This window comes from Niastella vici (assembly GCF_002077945.1).
Taxonomy (GTDB): Bacteria; Bacteroidota; Bacteroidia; order Chitinophagales; family Chitinophagaceae; genus Niastella; species Niastella vici.
The window spans coordinates 32,513-47,320 of sequence record NZ_LVYD01000063.1; the positions used below are offsets into that span (position 1 = coordinate 32,513).

The following is a 14,808-nucleotide window of genomic DNA, read 5'->3' on the forward strand; positions in this document are numbered from 1 at the left end:
TTAATTAACCATCTGGCAACTGGCGATGTTTTTTTGTGCCTGTAAGAAAGACTGTAAGCCAGAACTCCGCATTAGGTGAGTCCTCGCTGTATCCATGATCCCATGATCGATATCACAATCCCCCTTGACAGAGATCAGGAGGCAACCTATCGCCCTCAAATAGATTTGCTGCATGAAAGATAACAATAACACCCATGTATGGCTGGCGGGTGGAGGAATTGCCTCGATGGCCGCCGCCGTCTTCCTCATCCGCGACGCAAAGGTTCCGGGAGAAAACATACATATCCTCGAATCCCTGATCATTCCCGGCGGTGCACTCGACGGAGGCCTCTCCCCGGTACAGCGGGGCTACGTGACCCGGGGGGGCAGGATGCTTGAAGAAGAAGCTTATCAGACGCTCTGGAACCTGCTCGAGACTATCCCTTCGCTGGAAAATCCTGAGATCAGCGTCCGCCAGGAGATACTTGATTTCAACTGCCGCGTAAAAACGGAATCACATGCACGCCTGATCGACCGGCACCACAAGATCATCGATGCAGCTGAATATGGGTTCAATTACAGGGACAGGCTGGAACTCACCCGGCTGTTCGCCACTCCCGAACACCACCTGGGTTCCCGTCGCATCGACGAGTTGTTTTCCGAACATTTCTTCCAGACCAACTTCTGGCAGATGTGGCGCACAACCTTCGCGTTTCAGAACTGGCATAGTGCTGCCGAACTGAGAAGGTATTTCTTTCGCTTTATCCAGGAATTCCCAAAGATACACACATTATCAGGCGTTCGACGGACCCGGTACAACCAATATGACTCCATCGTTTATCCTATCCAACGTTGGCTCCTGGACAATAAGGTGGACGTTCGCTTCGGTCATACTGTGACTGATATTGATTTCGAGGCCGGCCACCCAGTGCAACGGGCCACCGCCATTCACCTCACCACTGCCGCCGGCGATGACGTCATCCCTCTTGGTCCGGAAGATTATCTTATGGTGACCCTGGGGTCATTGACAGCCGACGCAACTTACGGAGGCAACTACGATATACCCGAACTGATCCGCGATCGAAAGGACGGGGCATGGGCGCTGTGGGAACGCATCGCTCAAAAGGACAGTAATTTCGGCCGGCCGGCCTCCTTCTTTGGCAACATCGACGATCATAAATGGAAATCTTTTACGCTGACGATGCACGGTGACAAGCTACTGAAGAGGTTGATCGAATTCTCTAATAACGAACCAGGTACCGGTGCATTGATGACCTTCGTCGACTCAGGGTGGCTTATGTCTATCGTAGTCCCTTATCAACCTCATTTTGCCGGGATGCCGAAAAATACCTACACCCTCTGGGGTTACGGACTCTTTGTAGATAAACCCGGCGATTATGTCAGGAAGTCAATGGCAGCGTCTAACGGTAAAGAGATCCTGACCGAACTGATCCACCAACTTGGATTCGAAGATATCCTCACAGAAGTTCTGGATACTACGGATGTTACAACTGTTATGATGCCTTATGCCTCCTCCATGTTTGCTTGCAGAGCTACGGGCGACCGCCCAGCCGTTGTGCCGGAAGGGGCGCAGAATTTCGCCTTCCTCGGGCAGTATACCGAATTACCCGAGGATGTGGTATTTACCGTGGAATATCCGGTGCATACTGCCATGCACGCGGTATATCGACTATTGCAGGTCGATAAGAATATACCCCCGATCTATCATGGCCTGCTTGACCCGGTTGTCGGCATCCAGGCGCTGGAAGCTGCCTTTTAGTAGTTTAAGCCTTCCAGGTATCCAGCTATCAGAAGAACCAGATCGTCCCCGGTATAAGTTTGGCCAGGTGTTTAACAAATTTATGCGAGGGTATGCGACCGATACAATGATTCATAGGTAACTTCAAAAATAATTTTGAGGCTGCCTTTTTTTATTAGCGACAATATTACACCCTCTCCCCACAGTTAAAGTTTTAAAGAACTCCTTTCATAAAAATACGATATGTCGTAAATCTTATTTATTGGTATTCTTTATTAATAATTTGTAGATCAATCATTTACGGGATGGCATCTTGCTTGACTTACTCCTGGTCATTATTCAGTAGACGTTCAATTATTATATGATCTTTTTTAAAATTTGAATCGATGCAAATCAATATCGGAATCAGGCAGGAATACCTCACTGCTGTATCTCATTCGCTGGGCAGGATCCTTGCAGATGAATTTGTACTGTACACCAAAACACGTAAAGCGCACTGGTGTGTAACCGGGCCCGACTTTCATAGCAAACACCTCTTTTTTGAAAGCCAGTATCAGCAACTGGAAGGGATCATCGATGATGTGGCAGAACGTATTCGTGCACTGGGGCATTTCCCGCCGGCTACATTAAAAGAATACCTGGCCATTACACATCTTACAGAGATTTCCAGGGAAAAGAATGATGCAACAGGCTATATTAAAGAACTGTTGATTGATCATGAAAGCATCCTTATCCATTTGCGGGAGAATATCGATAAATATGCAACTGCTTTTCATGATGCCGGCAGTAGTGATTATATTACAGGGTTGATGGAAACACATGAGAAAATGGCCTGGAGGCTGAGAGCCCATCTCGAATAGGCTGGCGGGTGACAGAGTTGCCAGTAGACCGAAAGGTGAATTAATTTCAATTCATGAAAAATTTCAGGATTAATTCCATATTGATCGTATGTGTGTTTGTGCCTGTTTATTTGCTGGCGCAGCAGGAAACTGACCTCAATATAGCGAATGACCTGCTCCGTAATGGGAACACTGATACCATTATTGTTTACAGGCTACTGCACCTGGGAGAAACATTTCTGGACAAACCAGGATCACGGCAACAGGACATGGATATGGCCTTTCGCATAGCAGATGAGATGCAGGCCCGTAGCAGACATACAAATTATCAAAGAGGCATTGGGCTGAGCAACCTGCTGCGGGCAAAGGCTTTTCGTGAGTCGGGGCGTGCCGGGGAGGGTAGAAGAAGCAGCGAAGAAGCGCTGAGATTACTGTCGGTGTATGGTTCAAAAAACGAGCAGGCCCAGGCGATCCTGGAACTCGGTGGCACCTACTCCAATGACGCAGCAGATATGCCCCGTAAAATTGAACTTTATCAGCAGGGGGCTGAATACTATCTTAAGAGTGGTGATTTTTTATCTGCTGCAAAGCTGAAGGAGTTCATAGGTGATATGTTGCAACTGCACCAGGAATACCGACGGGCGCTGGAGGTGTTGCAGGAAGCCCTTTCCCTTTACAACAAAATGGGTTATCAAAGATTGCATGGCATATACTCCGTTTTTGGGCAAACCTACCAGGGTGATAACAACTTTGCGCAGTCGCTCCGCTACAACCTGCTTGCATTGGAAACAGGGGAAAAGCTGGGTGAACAGGGACCGCTGATGGCTACCATCTATAATCGTGTGGCGCTGAGCTATTATAGCGTGAAATATTACGACCAGGCTGTTGATTATTTCAGTAAAGCACTTGCTCATGCACGACATGATTATGACACAGCCACGATGAGGACCGAATTGCTAAACCTGGCCGATGCATTGAGGTACAAAGGAGAATACAAACGAAGTCTTGATGCATTAAGATTAGTTGAAAAGCTGGGCCCGGTCACAGAAGAATATCAAGTAATGCAATTGCATGCGAGCTATCTGAAAAATTATATTGCGTTAAATGCATTGAATAAAGCGCTTCCACATTTTGAGAAATTGAAACACTTTCTGGTGAAGGGCAGTTCAAACGACAACGCCAATCAAATGGTGCGGCTGGCGATAATCCTGTATCTGCAGTCAACCGGCCGGTTCAGGGAAACAGTGAAATATGTGCAGGACTTTGAACGTGTTGTAAACCATGTGCCTCTTTCACTGAACCGGATTACCGAAGGAGAGTTGTATGCTTTCAGAACAGATTCTGCGTTGGGCAATTTACAGCAGGCCCTCAGTCATTTTCAACGATACAAACATTTATCAGATTCCATTACCAGCATCAACCGGGAAAAACAACTGGGGATACTTCGCTTGCAATTTGAAACGGAAAGAAAGGACGAGCGCATTGAATTGCTGACGCAGAAAAGCAAATTGCAGGAGGTTTCTTTACAGAAAGGCAGGGTATTCCGTAATGTGATGATCGCCGGAGGCTGCATGCTGCTGCTGATACTGGCATTGGTGTACAACAGGTACAGACTGAAGAAGAAGACCACATTCAGGCTCCAAAAACAACAACAGGAGATCAATGCCCAGAATGAAACGCTTAAAAAACTGTTGGGAGAAAAAGAATGGCTGCTAAAAGAGATCCACCATCGTGTGAAGAACAATCTTCAGGTCATTATCAGCCTGCTGAATACGCAATCACAGTACCTCGATAATGCGGATGCCATTGCCGCCATCAAAAATAGCCAGCACCGGATGTACGCTATGTCATTGATCCACCAGCGGCTGTATCATACAGACAACCTGGGCGCCATTGATATGAACTGGTATATCAGGGAATTGACCGGGTTCATACAGGAAAGTTTTGATACCGGGCCCGGCATCACTTTCAGGATCAGCAGTGAAACCATACTGCTCGATGTTGTACAGGCAATTCCCCTTGGGCTGATCCTGAACGAAGCGGTTAGCAATTCAATAAAATATGCATTCCCTGATAAAAGAAAAGGGACCATTGAAATAATGTTCAGTAAAGATAAAGACGGTTACTGCCTGCTTTCTATCTCTGACAATGGCATTGGATTCGGTAACAACAATGTGCCCGAAGACGCTGCCTCACTTGGGATGAGCCTGATGAAAGGATTATCGGAACAACTGGATGCCTCATACGATGTGCAAAGCAGCCCAGAGGGGGTTACAATTCACCTGCGCTTTTTTGCGAGATGCTTCAATAATGTAAACTAAATGAAATGCCATGACGGGCAAGGAAAAAATACTGATAGTAGAGGATGAATTCATTGTGGGTAACGACCTGAGGATGATGCTGATCAAAGGCGGGTACGAAGTTTGTGGAATTGCTGCGTCTGTTGAACAGGCCAGGATGCTGATAGAACAGAAGCAGCCTGATTGGGTACTGCTTGATATTACGCTCAAAACACCCCTCAGCGGAATCGAGCTCGCTAAAGAGCTGATGCATCGCAGAAGACCTTTTCTTTACATCTCGGCTAATACCAACGAGCAAACATTGGAAGAGGCCAAAGCAACGCAACCTTATGGTTTTCTGGTGAAGCCTTTCAGGGAGCGTGACCTTTTTGTAATGCTTGATATTGCCCGTTACAGGTATGGCGTAGAGACCGGCATCATAAAAAAAGAAATACCGGCGCAATCCGGAGAAAAAATACTGGATCCGGATATTATTGGCAACAGCAGCGTTATCAGCAAAGCGCTGGAACAGGTAAAGGCGGTAGCATCAACGAACACATCTGTACTATTGCTTGGTGAAAGCGGTACAGGTAAAGAGCGCTTTGCCCGTGCGATCCACAAAAATTCACTCAGAAAGAACAAGCCTTTCATCATTGTAAACTGTGCTGCAATTCCTGTTTCATTGCTCGAATCAGAACTATTCGGCCATGAGCGTGGAGCCTTCACCGGTGCAGCTCAGAAGCGGATAGGAAAATTTGAGCAGGCAAACGGAGGTACGCTTTTTCTTGATGAGATCGGGGAACTGCCACTTGAAGCGCAGGCCAAACTGCTGCGTGCCCTGCAGGAAAAGGAGATAGAAAAACTGGGCAGCGATCATCTGATAAACGTAGATGTGCGCGTGATCGTTGCCACTAACAGGAACCTCGAGAAAGAAGTGGCCAATGGAAGATTCAGGCTCGACCTGTATTACAGGTTGAACGTCTTTCCTATTGAACTACCAGCCCTGCGCGACCGCAAAGAAGATATTGAAGCACTGGCTCTCCATTTCCTGAAAAAACTATCAGGTAATTCCGACAGAAAAGTACTTCGCATCAGTGAGGCAGCCGTACAAACGCTTCAGCAATACGACTGGCCGGGAAATATCAGGGAACTGGAACACCTGATCGAACGGCAGTATATTCTAACCAGTGGTGAACAAATTGTTTCCATAGAGCTTCCCGCATTCAGGAACACTTTAACACCTGCCGATGGTAAACTGGAAACGATGGAAGAGGTGGAAAGGGCGCATATCATGAAAGTATTGAAAGCCTGCAACGGACGGGTGGCCGGTAAGAAGGGCGCCGCTGAGATCCTGAAAATTCCGGCACAGACCTTATTCTCAAAAATGAAAAAACTGGGAATAAAATCCGATTATCACTGAGTTTATTCATTCCCATCATTTCTGGCGATAAAATGTTCCTTCCTGATACCAAGTTTCTGCATTTTCGAGATCAGCGTGGTGGAAGGGAGCTGTAGTTTGGCCGCTGCGCCATTGGGGCCTGAGATCCTGCCTTTTGAAAGTTTGATCACTTTCAGGATATATTCCCGCTCTACATCTTCCAGTGAAAGCACCTGCATTTCCGTTCCGGCAACGCCAGATAAGAACCTGTTCCTGCCAGGCAAACTTACATCGGTGATTTCAGGAGTAGTACTGAGTAATACGGTTCTTTCGATCAAATGTTCCAGTTCCCGGATATTGCCTGGCCAGGAATAGGACATCAGTTTCTTCAAAACTTTTGGTGCAATGCCCGATATCTTTCTTCCTGTATTGGTAGAATACTGATTAATAAAGAAGGACACGAGCTCAGGTATATCTTCTTTTCTTTCTCTTAGCGGTGGTAATGAGATGGGAAATACATTCAGGCGATAGTAAAGGTCACTGCGGAACCGTCCTGCAGCAACCTCTTCTTCGAGATTCTTATTGGTAGCCGCAATGATGCGCACATTTACTTTTATCACGGATTGTCCACCGATCCTTTCGATCTCTTTTTCCTGCAGGGCGCGAAGCAATTTGGCCTGCACTTCCAGTGGCAACTCGCCTACCTCATCGAGGAACAGGGTGCTGTTATTAGCCAGTTCAAACTTGCCATTCCTTTTTTCAGTAGCTCCGGTAAAACTTCCTTTCTCATGACCGAATAATTCACTTTCAACGAGGTTGGCCGGAATAGCAGCGCAATTCACTTTGATCATGAGTTTGTTTCGCCTGGGAGATAAATTGTGCACCTGATGTGCGATTATCTCTTTTCCTGTTCCCGTTTCTCCTGAGATCAGTACTGTAGTATCAGAAGCAGCCACTTTAGATACAAAATCATACACTTCCTTCATTGCGGCAGAATTTCCTATGACGTTGCCCAACAGGTGCCTTTCCTTTATCCATTCCTCCTTCAGATAACTGTTTTCCTGCTCGAGTTTAGTTTTATATTTGCTGATCTCTTTCAATTGCCGCTCTATTTTTTCATTGGCCAGGATATTTGATATGCCGGTTCCCAGTTGGTTTGCAATTCCTTTCAGTAGACCCGACTGGTGTTTCGAAAAGGAATTCACTTGCACAGAATACAGGTACAACACACCTTTGGGTTCCTTTCCGTTGCAGATCCTGATCATCATTAATTCCTTCACGCTGGAATTATACCAGTGAATGATATAAGGCGGAATATCTTTCCTTTTTATAAGGCTTTGCATATCGAATATGACAGGCTCCCCGGTAGCAATGGCGTGGTCGAATAATCCGTCTTTGATGGGATGTTGCTCATGAAGCACCGGGTTAATTCCTGTAACCGATCGTATTTTCTTTTCAGCACTGTACAAAAATGGAGTGTGGGTAAGTGCATCTTCATTGATGAGGCAAATGGTGTAGTACCTGGCCCCGAATTTTTCAAGCAGTTGTTCTGTTACTATTTCCCATAGGTCTGCACGTTGCCTGGCACCTGCAATTGCATTTGAAAGGGTGAGCAATATCTCAAATTCATTTGTTTTATCCGACGCAGAATTATTCTTCATTACAAAATTACTATAGCTGCAATATAACAAACCCTTCATAAAATTACGGAATATCGTATATCCTCGATTGGTTATTTGTTTATAATTAATTGATTTCTATTGTTATATATAGTGGTACAGGGTTTGGAGGTAAGACGTACCGCTGGCAGCTCTTTTTCATACCAGCGTTCTAATCGTACTTATTCATTATTAAAAAAAAGATAACATGAACAAGATCAAAGTTGCAGACGGAACTGAAATTTTTTATAAGGACTGGGGCACGGGACAGCCTGTATTCTTCCATCATGGCTGGCCTTTATCGAGTGATGACTGGGATGCACAAATGATGTTTTTCCTGGCTCACGGTTTCAGGGTGATCGCCCACGACAGAAGAGGACATGGCAGATCGAGCCATACTCACATTGGCCATGATATGGACACCTATGCTGCAGATGTGGCTGAGTTGGTAACTGCTTTGGATCTGAAAGATGCCATTCATGTGGGGCATTCAACAGGTGGAGGAGAAGTTATTCGCTATGTTGCCAAACATGGAAAGGGCAGGGTAGCCAAAGCCGTACTCATCAGTGCTGTAACACCCATTATGGTAAAAACAAAAGATAACCCTGATGGCATTCCCATGTCGGTATTCGATGAGATCAGGTTAAATACGGCTACCCGGAGAAGCCAGTATTTTCAGGATTTTACTGTTCCATTTTTCGGTTATAACCGTGAAGGCGCTAAAGTATCTCAGGGGATAAAGGATAATTGGTGGCGTCAGGGAATGATGGGGGCCATAAAGGCTCATTATGATTGCATAAAGGTTTTCTCGGAAACCGATTTTACGGAAGACTTGCGTTCTGTAAATATACCGGTACTTGTATTACATGGGGAAGATGATCAAATAGTTCCAATTAATACTACAGCAGTTAAGGCAGTAAAGCTTTTAAAAAATGGGAAACTGATCTCTTATCCGGGCTTTCCGCATGGAATGCCAACAACTGAAGCTTCAACCATCAATGCAGATATCCTGGCCTTTATCAGATCTTAGGCAACGGCGCTCCCGGAAACTGCCGCAGATAAACCCTGGTGGGATGAGGACTACAGCAATTTCCAAAAGAAAAGAGATCGAGCGCTCTTCGCCTAAAATAAGTCATAAAAAACAGGACAAAGTCGATTTATTCGCTTTGTCCTGTTTTGAAGAAATAATATAAATGATATGACCATTCGCTAATCAACCATTGTTACAGCCAGCATTTCCTGAATAGATAACACATTTTTTATATTACTCAACCCCCAGTTTTGCAATTGCTCTAAAAGGGGCAGTAAAGAAATTCCTTTGGGGGATAAGCTGTATTCTACCCGTTGCAGTTTTTTATCGTACACCCGGCGCATAATTATTGCATCGGCCTCCATCTCTTTCAAATGCTCTGACAACATTTTACGACTGATGTTTGGAATGATCCTGTATAATTCGTTGTATCGAAGGGGCTTTTTCGAAAGGTAACAGAGAATACAGGGCTTCCATTTGGTGGCAAATAATTTAAGCGTGGCAATTACCGAACATTGAGTGAGAGGAATGCTACTTGTTGATTTTTTAGCCGGTAACCTTTTCGTTACTACTTGTTTCATGCGAAAACGTGCTTTAATTTCGAATAATTAAAGTTAACACGTAACAATGAAATATCACTTAGCCCAATTAAACATAGGAAAAATCCTTGGACCTATCGACAGTCCCGTTATGGCTGAATTTGTTGCCAACCTCGATCCTATAAACTCGTTAGCCGAAAAAAGCCCGGGTTTTGTATGGCGATTGAAAGATGATAGTAATAACGCCACTTCTATAAAAGTGTATGATGACGACTTCATCATAGTAAATATGTCGGTATGGGAAAATGTCGACGCCTTATTTCAGTTTGTTTACCAGTCGCAGCACACTGAATACGTGAAACGACGCAAAGAATGGTTTGAAAAAATGCCGGAGATGTACATGGCTTTATGGTATGTGCCTTCCGGACATGCGCCTACCGTACAGGAAGCGGTTGAAAGATTAAATTATTTAAGAAAGCATGGCGAAACACCTCATGCTTTTTCTTTCAGAAAAAGATTTACGGTTGAAGAAGCATTAGGGTTTATGGTTTGAGCTTTGGCTTCCCTGGGATGCCGTAATTTTTGCTGCTACCTTCAATGCTGTACTCAGGGCAAATTAGTTGCATCTGCAGGACTGTAACCAAAATGCTTTTTAAAAGCAAAGGAGAAATGTGATAGGTTTTCAAACCCGGCATCAACAAAAATCTCAGTAGGCTTACGTTTGTTTACAGCAATTTGGTAATGCGCAAACTCCAGTCGTCTTTGAGTAAGCCAGCGTCCAGGAGTAGTTTTAAAGACTTTCTGAAAATCCTTTTTGAAGGTAGTCAGACTGCGCCCAGTCAGATAGCCAAACTTTTCAAGCGAAAGATTGTACAAAAAATTTTGTTCCATGAAGCCGGCCAGATCTACTTTACCTGGCTCGCTAAATGAACTAAGCAGGCGCTGCACTTCAGGGTTACAGGCGTCAAGCACCGTCAGGCACTCGGCGATCTTGATCTCAGCCAGTTCAGGCGGCAGCTCTTCCCGCATTTCAAAATAAGGTATCAGCGAAGTAAACAGGCTTTGTAGCAGCGGATGTTGCTTAAGTGCTAAATGCCCTGTCCATTTACCTTGTGCCAGATTTTCACGACGGGAGGCATAAAATTTCCGCAGTAGTTGTTCCGGAAATAATATTGAAATGGAGCGGAATGGCTCGCCATTTTCCGGCAACTTGACCATCCGGCCTAACTGATTCCTGGGAATGAGCAGGGTGGTTCCTGGTCCAAAGCGATGCACCTGATCAGCATAAGACAATTCCAACATTCCCTCAACTACATAGACGAGCGCATGCTGGTCCAGTATCAGTTCTCTGCTATAATGTTTCTCCTTTTTACAGGATACAAATATTCGTCCCTTTACATTTGCGCCCGGATACTCCATAACTTAAAGTTAAGAAATTGCTTAATATTTCCCCGGAACCATGCCTTGGGTAAGTGTTAAAACGGGGGGCTTAAACCCATTTACTTCAATACCCCCATGATGAAACATGCGCCCTGCTGCCAGAGAACTTGGTGCCGATCACTATCTTTGTGCGCAGGCCTGACTTGCTGCCCACTACATCGCCAATGATCTTTTCAGAATGTCCGTTGGTGTAAATGCTGGCGGTGTCAATAAAATTTCCCCCAGCATCTGTAAAAGAGCGGATGATCTGTTCCGATTGCTTCTCGTCTGCGCCCCAGCCCCAGTCGTCACCAAAGGTCATGCCTCCTAAGCAAAGCGGACTAACGCGCAGGCCAGATCGGCCTAATGTTTTATAGTTTTTCATAATCTCCCATTTTGCTTTGCTGTTTTCAACAGTTATTTCACCAGTCCCAGCCTGATCAGGCTTTCTGCAGTTGCGATGATAGCTTCCTTATTAGTTCTCGGATGCCAGTCAAGCATGCGCGTAGCTTTTGCATGGCTTGCATCTTTCACCATGCCTAAGTGCGGAAGGATCAATTTTATCTGGGGATTAAACAATCCAACAATCCTGAGAATCCAGTTGGGAACTTCCTTTTTGGGAACTTTTACCGCCTTATCGCCAAATTCGCTTCGCAGAATATTTGCTATGTCTAATAAGGAAATGGATTCGTCGGATGTGGCCAGAAAGCGCTGGCCGTTCGCTTTCGGATCAGTCATAGCCTTAATATGTAAATCAGCTACATCACGAACATCGACATATACAGATCTTATCTTTGGAACACCTTTAAGCTGGCCGTTCAACATTTGGTTAATAAATTGGATGGAATGTGAGTAGTCGGCCCCAAGCACAGGTCCTAAGACTCCAACAGGGTTCACCACGGCGAGTTCCAGTCCTTCACCTTCACTCTTTACGTAATTCCAGGCGGCTTTCTCTGACATCGTTTTTGATTTCTGGTATGCAGGAATATCCTTTGATAAGTCCGTCCAGTCTTCTTCTGTGTAAGGCATCTGCTTATCAGTACCATAGCAGATGGCGCCAAAAGCCGATGTTAAAACTACCCGCTCAACTCCCGCTGCTTTTGCTGCCCGCAGTACATAAAGCACGCCATTTACAGCCGGGATAATATACTCGTTTTCATGCTTTGCAATAAAATTGGGTGTTGGCGAGGCCGGGTGTATAACGTAACGACAGCCTTCTGTTGCTGCTTTCCAGGCAGCTTCGTCGGAAAGGTCTGCCTGAACAAAAGATAACTGTTCGAAATCTGTGATACCGGCGACCGACAGCAACTGCTTCACCTCCGGAACCCGGTTTAAGGAACGCAGGGAAGTTTTAACCCGGTAACCTTTTCTTAAGAGTCCGGCAATACAATTACTGGCTATGAAACCTGATCCGCCAGTGACCAGTACCTGATTTGATTGAATCATATATTCGATGTTTGACAGGCCAAAATTACCACACTGATCACCTGTGCCATTTGTTTTAAAGGCGCAATTAATTTGTTTTAAAGACGCCGATCATCGTGATCCTTTTTAGGCACGAAGCAAAGAACTTATTAGCGTTTCAAATTAAGCCATTAAATAGTAAATCTGGCAAAACAAAACAACCAGCATGGATGGCTCCATGCTGGTTGTTGAACAGTTTCCTGTAATGGTTCTATGCAGGGTCTTATTTATACCTCAGAACATCACTTTTATTATACCAATCTTTGATCCGTTATCCGCATTCAACACTTCTGCAAAACCAATATTACCCTTAGCCATCCTGGTTACAGGTATGTTTATGACATTCTCTCCCGTTTCCAGGGGCACCACAGCACTTATATAAAAAGTTTGTCCATGCAGGTCGGTCAGTCGCACCATTACATGTTGTTTTGCCTGACTGTTAATATGCAGATTGATAACTTTGTTTATAACCGGATTAGGCTTTACCGTAATTGTAGTTCGGGTAATATATGACAACCGCAGGGTAAGTACAGCACTATAGCTGCCATACCCGCTTTTATTAATCTCCCTGATGCGATAGTATATTTCCCCACTTAACCCGGTCACATCATCACTGTATGTATAATCATTCAGCCCGTTTGCAGTAGTACGATACACTTCCTGCCAATGAACCGCATCCAGGCTTCTTTCCACTACATAACCGGTGATACCGGCTTCAGCAGTGGTTTGCCATTTCACGTCTGCATATACCTTTTGTGATACTGGTCTTTGTGATACAGATACATGGGTAAATGCTACGGGCAACACCGACAGATCGGTCAGCAGAATGGCCGTTGTGGAAAGCGCCGGAACGGTTATGGTCAATGAATTTGAATTTACCGCCACGGTATTTGCTTGCAACGCATTTTGCGTGTGCGATACAAAAGTCTCTGTTGCCGGTAAAGAGGACAACTGCAATGTGTTGTAATTTCCATTGACAACATTGAAATTGCTTAGGTTTATTGTAACAGTTCGGGAAGCGCTCATGTCGCGGTTTACAAGCATTACCGTTAACGAGTCGGCATTTTCGTTTACCGAAGAGTAAGCAGATACTGTATTTTCAAGGGAAGAAGTGCTGGATACACTATATTTTTTTGCATTCCTGCTAAAGAGGTGCAAGGTTTCCCACATGCCGACAGACCAGTTCCATGGTGAAAAATATTCAACCCCATTGTTTGCAAATGTACCCAAATGCGAAGCATATATAACAGATTCAAGGCTTGGGTTGCTGCTCGACATGGTACCCCATTCGCTTAAGCCACATGTTATGCCATGATTGGCACCAAAATGTTCGTTTAACCAGTCTTCGATCCTTTTGAAAATATATTGTTTTGTAAGTGAGGCATCCCATCCGCCGGTACTTGTTCTGATACCGTTTGAACCCGGATAATCATACGTCATATCATAATAAATCCGGTGTCCCTGCAGTGCTGCAGCATCATCACCATTATACCAGGGATAGTTGTGAATATCCAATACATCTACCAGTTTGATACCGGTTGCCTTATACTCATCGCCAAGGCGTTTTATGAAATACTCGATCCAGGGATAATACCGCCCATTTACATATATACTTTCATTTGACCATTTGTACCATTGCCATTCGGAGGTTGTAACAGGCCCGCAGAGCTTGATGCCAGGATATATAGCTTTCGCTTTCTTCGCTAATTCTATGTAGCGATCCATAAAGGCAGATGCCGATATTTGCGTTGGCATAGCCCAATCATGCGTGCCGCTCCATATATCTACCTCGTTATCCATATTCCAGTATACAAACTGGTTTTTGTTAAACCCTTTCCCATTGGCCCCAAACCAATCATTAAGTATTTCCACCGAAGAGTCGGCTGGCCATGGTTTACTGAACAAATCCTTGTTTCCCTCAACCAACGCCGCACCTGAGGGGTTCTGGGTATTGGGTACGCCTCCACCGGCCAGATTCTGTCCATGCCCTTCCCAGTATTGGGATTGGTTGAAAGACCAGTCATCGAAGTTGTTATTGGTGTTGGATGCAACCTGCCCCAGTAACTGAAAGGCAAACATGCCCTGGATGTCGGGAAAGTTTGTAGTAACTTTTTGTGCCAACACATCCCAACTATTTGCATACACATTATTATACCAGTCGGGATGAACATCAATTTTTAGCCGCCAGTTATACGCCGATGCGTTATTACCTCCGTTCATCCGGGCGAAGCGCAACCCCGCATCTTTATAAAATTGCACAGATTTGTCAAAGCCTTCATTTCGTCCATATATGTATGGGGAGATCAGGCGTTTGTTCTGCGTTGCATTCACTGAAATAGTTACATTCTGTGCAAAGGATCCTGCTGAAAAGCTATATAACAACAAAATCAGCAAATTCTTTTTTAGGTAACGTTGTTTCATTTGTACGGGTTTTATTCTTTGGATAATGATATTGAATGAAGTA

12 protein-coding genes are annotated in these 14,808 nt (G+C 44.8%); 6 read left to right on the forward strand and 6 right to left on the reverse strand.

What is annotated here, in order from left to right; translation table 11 throughout:
- Positions 1-172: 172 nt before the first annotated feature.
- The 4 genes from A3860_RS28600 (at position 173) to A3860_RS28615 (ending at position 6,276) form a co-directional block, all read left to right on the forward strand.
- Positions 173-1,759: an oleate hydratase gene (locus A3860_RS28600; RefSeq protein WP_081153149.1), complete on the forward strand. Its 1,587-nt coding sequence runs from the start codon at positions 173-175 to the stop codon at positions 1,757-1,759.
- A 365-nt stretch (positions 1,760-2,124) separates the two neighbouring features.
- Entirely contained in the window at positions 2,125-2,598 is a 474-nt protein-coding gene (locus tag A3860_RS28605; RefSeq protein WP_081153152.1) for a Dps family protein, read from the forward strand.
- A 53-nt stretch (positions 2,599-2,651) separates the two neighbouring features.
- Positions 2,652-4,898 (forward strand): tetratricopeptide repeat-containing sensor histidine kinase, encoded by a 2,247-nt coding sequence (locus A3860_RS28610; protein ID WP_081153155.1) that lies wholly within the window; start codon positions 2,652-2,654, stop codon positions 4,896-4,898.
- A 10-nt stretch (positions 4,899-4,908) separates the two neighbouring features.
- Positions 4,909-6,276: a sigma-54-dependent transcriptional regulator gene (locus tag A3860_RS28615; RefSeq protein ID WP_081153158.1), complete on the forward strand. Its 1,368-nt coding sequence runs from the start codon at positions 4,909-4,911 to the stop codon at positions 6,274-6,276.
- A 2-nt stretch (positions 6,277-6,278) separates the two neighbouring features.
- Here A3860_RS28615 and A3860_RS28620 read toward each other — a convergent pair whose 3' ends face one another.
- Positions 6,279-7,934, reverse strand: coding sequence for a sigma-54-dependent Fis family transcriptional regulator (locus tag A3860_RS28620; RefSeq protein ID WP_245843652.1), 1,656 nt, complete (start codon positions 7,932-7,934; stop codon positions 6,279-6,281).
- A 166-nt stretch (positions 7,935-8,100) separates the two neighbouring features.
- On the opposite strand from A3860_RS28620, the gene A3860_RS28625 reads away from it, so the two are divergent.
- Entirely contained in the window at positions 8,101-8,922 is an 822-nt protein-coding gene (locus A3860_RS28625) for an alpha/beta fold hydrolase (protein ID WP_081153161.1), read from the forward strand.
- 179 nt (positions 8,923-9,101) lie between these two features.
- On the opposite strand, the gene A3860_RS28630 is transcribed toward A3860_RS28625, so the two are convergent.
- A complete protein-coding gene (locus tag A3860_RS28630) occupies positions 9,102-9,503 on the reverse strand; it encodes a winged helix-turn-helix transcriptional regulator (RefSeq protein ID WP_081153164.1) in 402 nt (133 codons plus the stop codon).
- Between the two features lie 46 nt (positions 9,504-9,549).
- On the opposite strand from A3860_RS28630, the gene A3860_RS28635 reads away from it, so the two are divergent.
- Positions 9,550-10,014, forward strand: coding sequence for a DUF3291 domain-containing protein (locus tag A3860_RS28635; RefSeq protein WP_081153167.1), 465 nt, complete (start codon positions 9,550-9,552; stop codon positions 10,012-10,014).
- A gap of 53 nt (positions 10,015-10,067) precedes the next feature.
- Here A3860_RS28635 and A3860_RS28640 read toward each other — a convergent pair whose 3' ends face one another.
- From A3860_RS28640 to A3860_RS28655, 4 genes are all read right to left on the reverse strand, one after another.
- Positions 10,068-10,880 (reverse strand): AraC family transcriptional regulator, encoded by an 813-nt coding sequence (locus A3860_RS28640; protein ID WP_143774305.1) that lies wholly within the window; start codon positions 10,878-10,880, stop codon positions 10,068-10,070.
- 85 nt (positions 10,881-10,965) lie between these two features.
- Positions 10,966-11,265, reverse strand: coding sequence for an aldo/keto reductase (locus tag A3860_RS28645; RefSeq protein WP_081153170.1), 300 nt, complete (start codon positions 11,263-11,265; stop codon positions 10,966-10,968).
- 32 nt (positions 11,266-11,297) lie between these two features.
- Positions 11,298-12,326, reverse strand: coding sequence for an SDR family oxidoreductase (locus A3860_RS28650; RefSeq protein ID WP_081153173.1), 1,029 nt, complete (start codon positions 12,324-12,326; stop codon positions 11,298-11,300).
- Positions 12,327-12,578: 252 nt separating this feature from the next.
- Positions 12,579-14,765: a glycoside hydrolase family 44 protein gene (locus A3860_RS28655; RefSeq protein WP_081153176.1), complete on the reverse strand. Its 2,187-nt coding sequence runs from the start codon at positions 14,763-14,765 to the stop codon at positions 12,579-12,581.
- Between the last annotated feature and the right edge of the window lie 43 nt (positions 14,766-14,808).

Coding starts and splice junctions, on each gene's coding strand:
- A3860_RS28600 (WP_081153149.1), top strand. CDS start 173: ATGAAAGATAACAATAACACCCATGTATGGCTGGCGGGTGGAGGAATT.
- A3860_RS28620 (WP_245843652.1), bottom strand. CDS start 7,934: ATGAAGGGTTTGTTATATTGCAGCTATAGTAATTTTGTAATGAAGAAT.
- A3860_RS28635 (WP_081153167.1), top strand. CDS start 9,550: ATGAAATATCACTTAGCCCAATTAAACATAGGAAAAATCCTTGGACCT.
- A3860_RS28640 (WP_143774305.1), bottom strand. CDS start 10,880: ATGGAGTATCCGGGCGCAAATGTAAAGGGACGAATATTTGTATCCTGT.
- A3860_RS28605 (WP_081153152.1), top strand. CDS start 2,125: ATGCAAATCAATATCGGAATCAGGCAGGAATACCTCACTGCTGTATCT.
- A3860_RS28610 (WP_081153155.1), top strand. CDS start 2,652: ATGAAAAATTTCAGGATTAATTCCATATTGATCGTATGTGTGTTTGTG.
- A3860_RS28650 (WP_081153173.1), bottom strand. CDS start 12,326: ATGATTCAATCAAATCAGGTACTGGTCACTGGCGGATCAGGTTTCATA.
- A3860_RS28630 (WP_081153164.1), bottom strand. CDS start 9,503: ATGAAACAAGTAGTAACGAAAAGGTTACCGGCTAAAAAATCAACAAGT.
- A3860_RS28615 (WP_081153158.1), top strand. CDS start 4,909: ATGACGGGCAAGGAAAAAATACTGATAGTAGAGGATGAATTCATTGTG.
- A3860_RS28625 (WP_081153161.1), top strand. CDS start 8,101: ATGAACAAGATCAAAGTTGCAGACGGAACTGAAATTTTTTATAAGGAC.
- A3860_RS28655 (WP_081153176.1), bottom strand. CDS start 14,765: ATGAAACAACGTTACCTAAAAAAGAATTTGCTGATTTTGTTGTTATAT.
- A3860_RS28645 (WP_081153170.1), bottom strand. CDS start 11,265: ATGAAAAACTATAAAACATTAGGCCGATCTGGCCTGCGCGTTAGTCCG.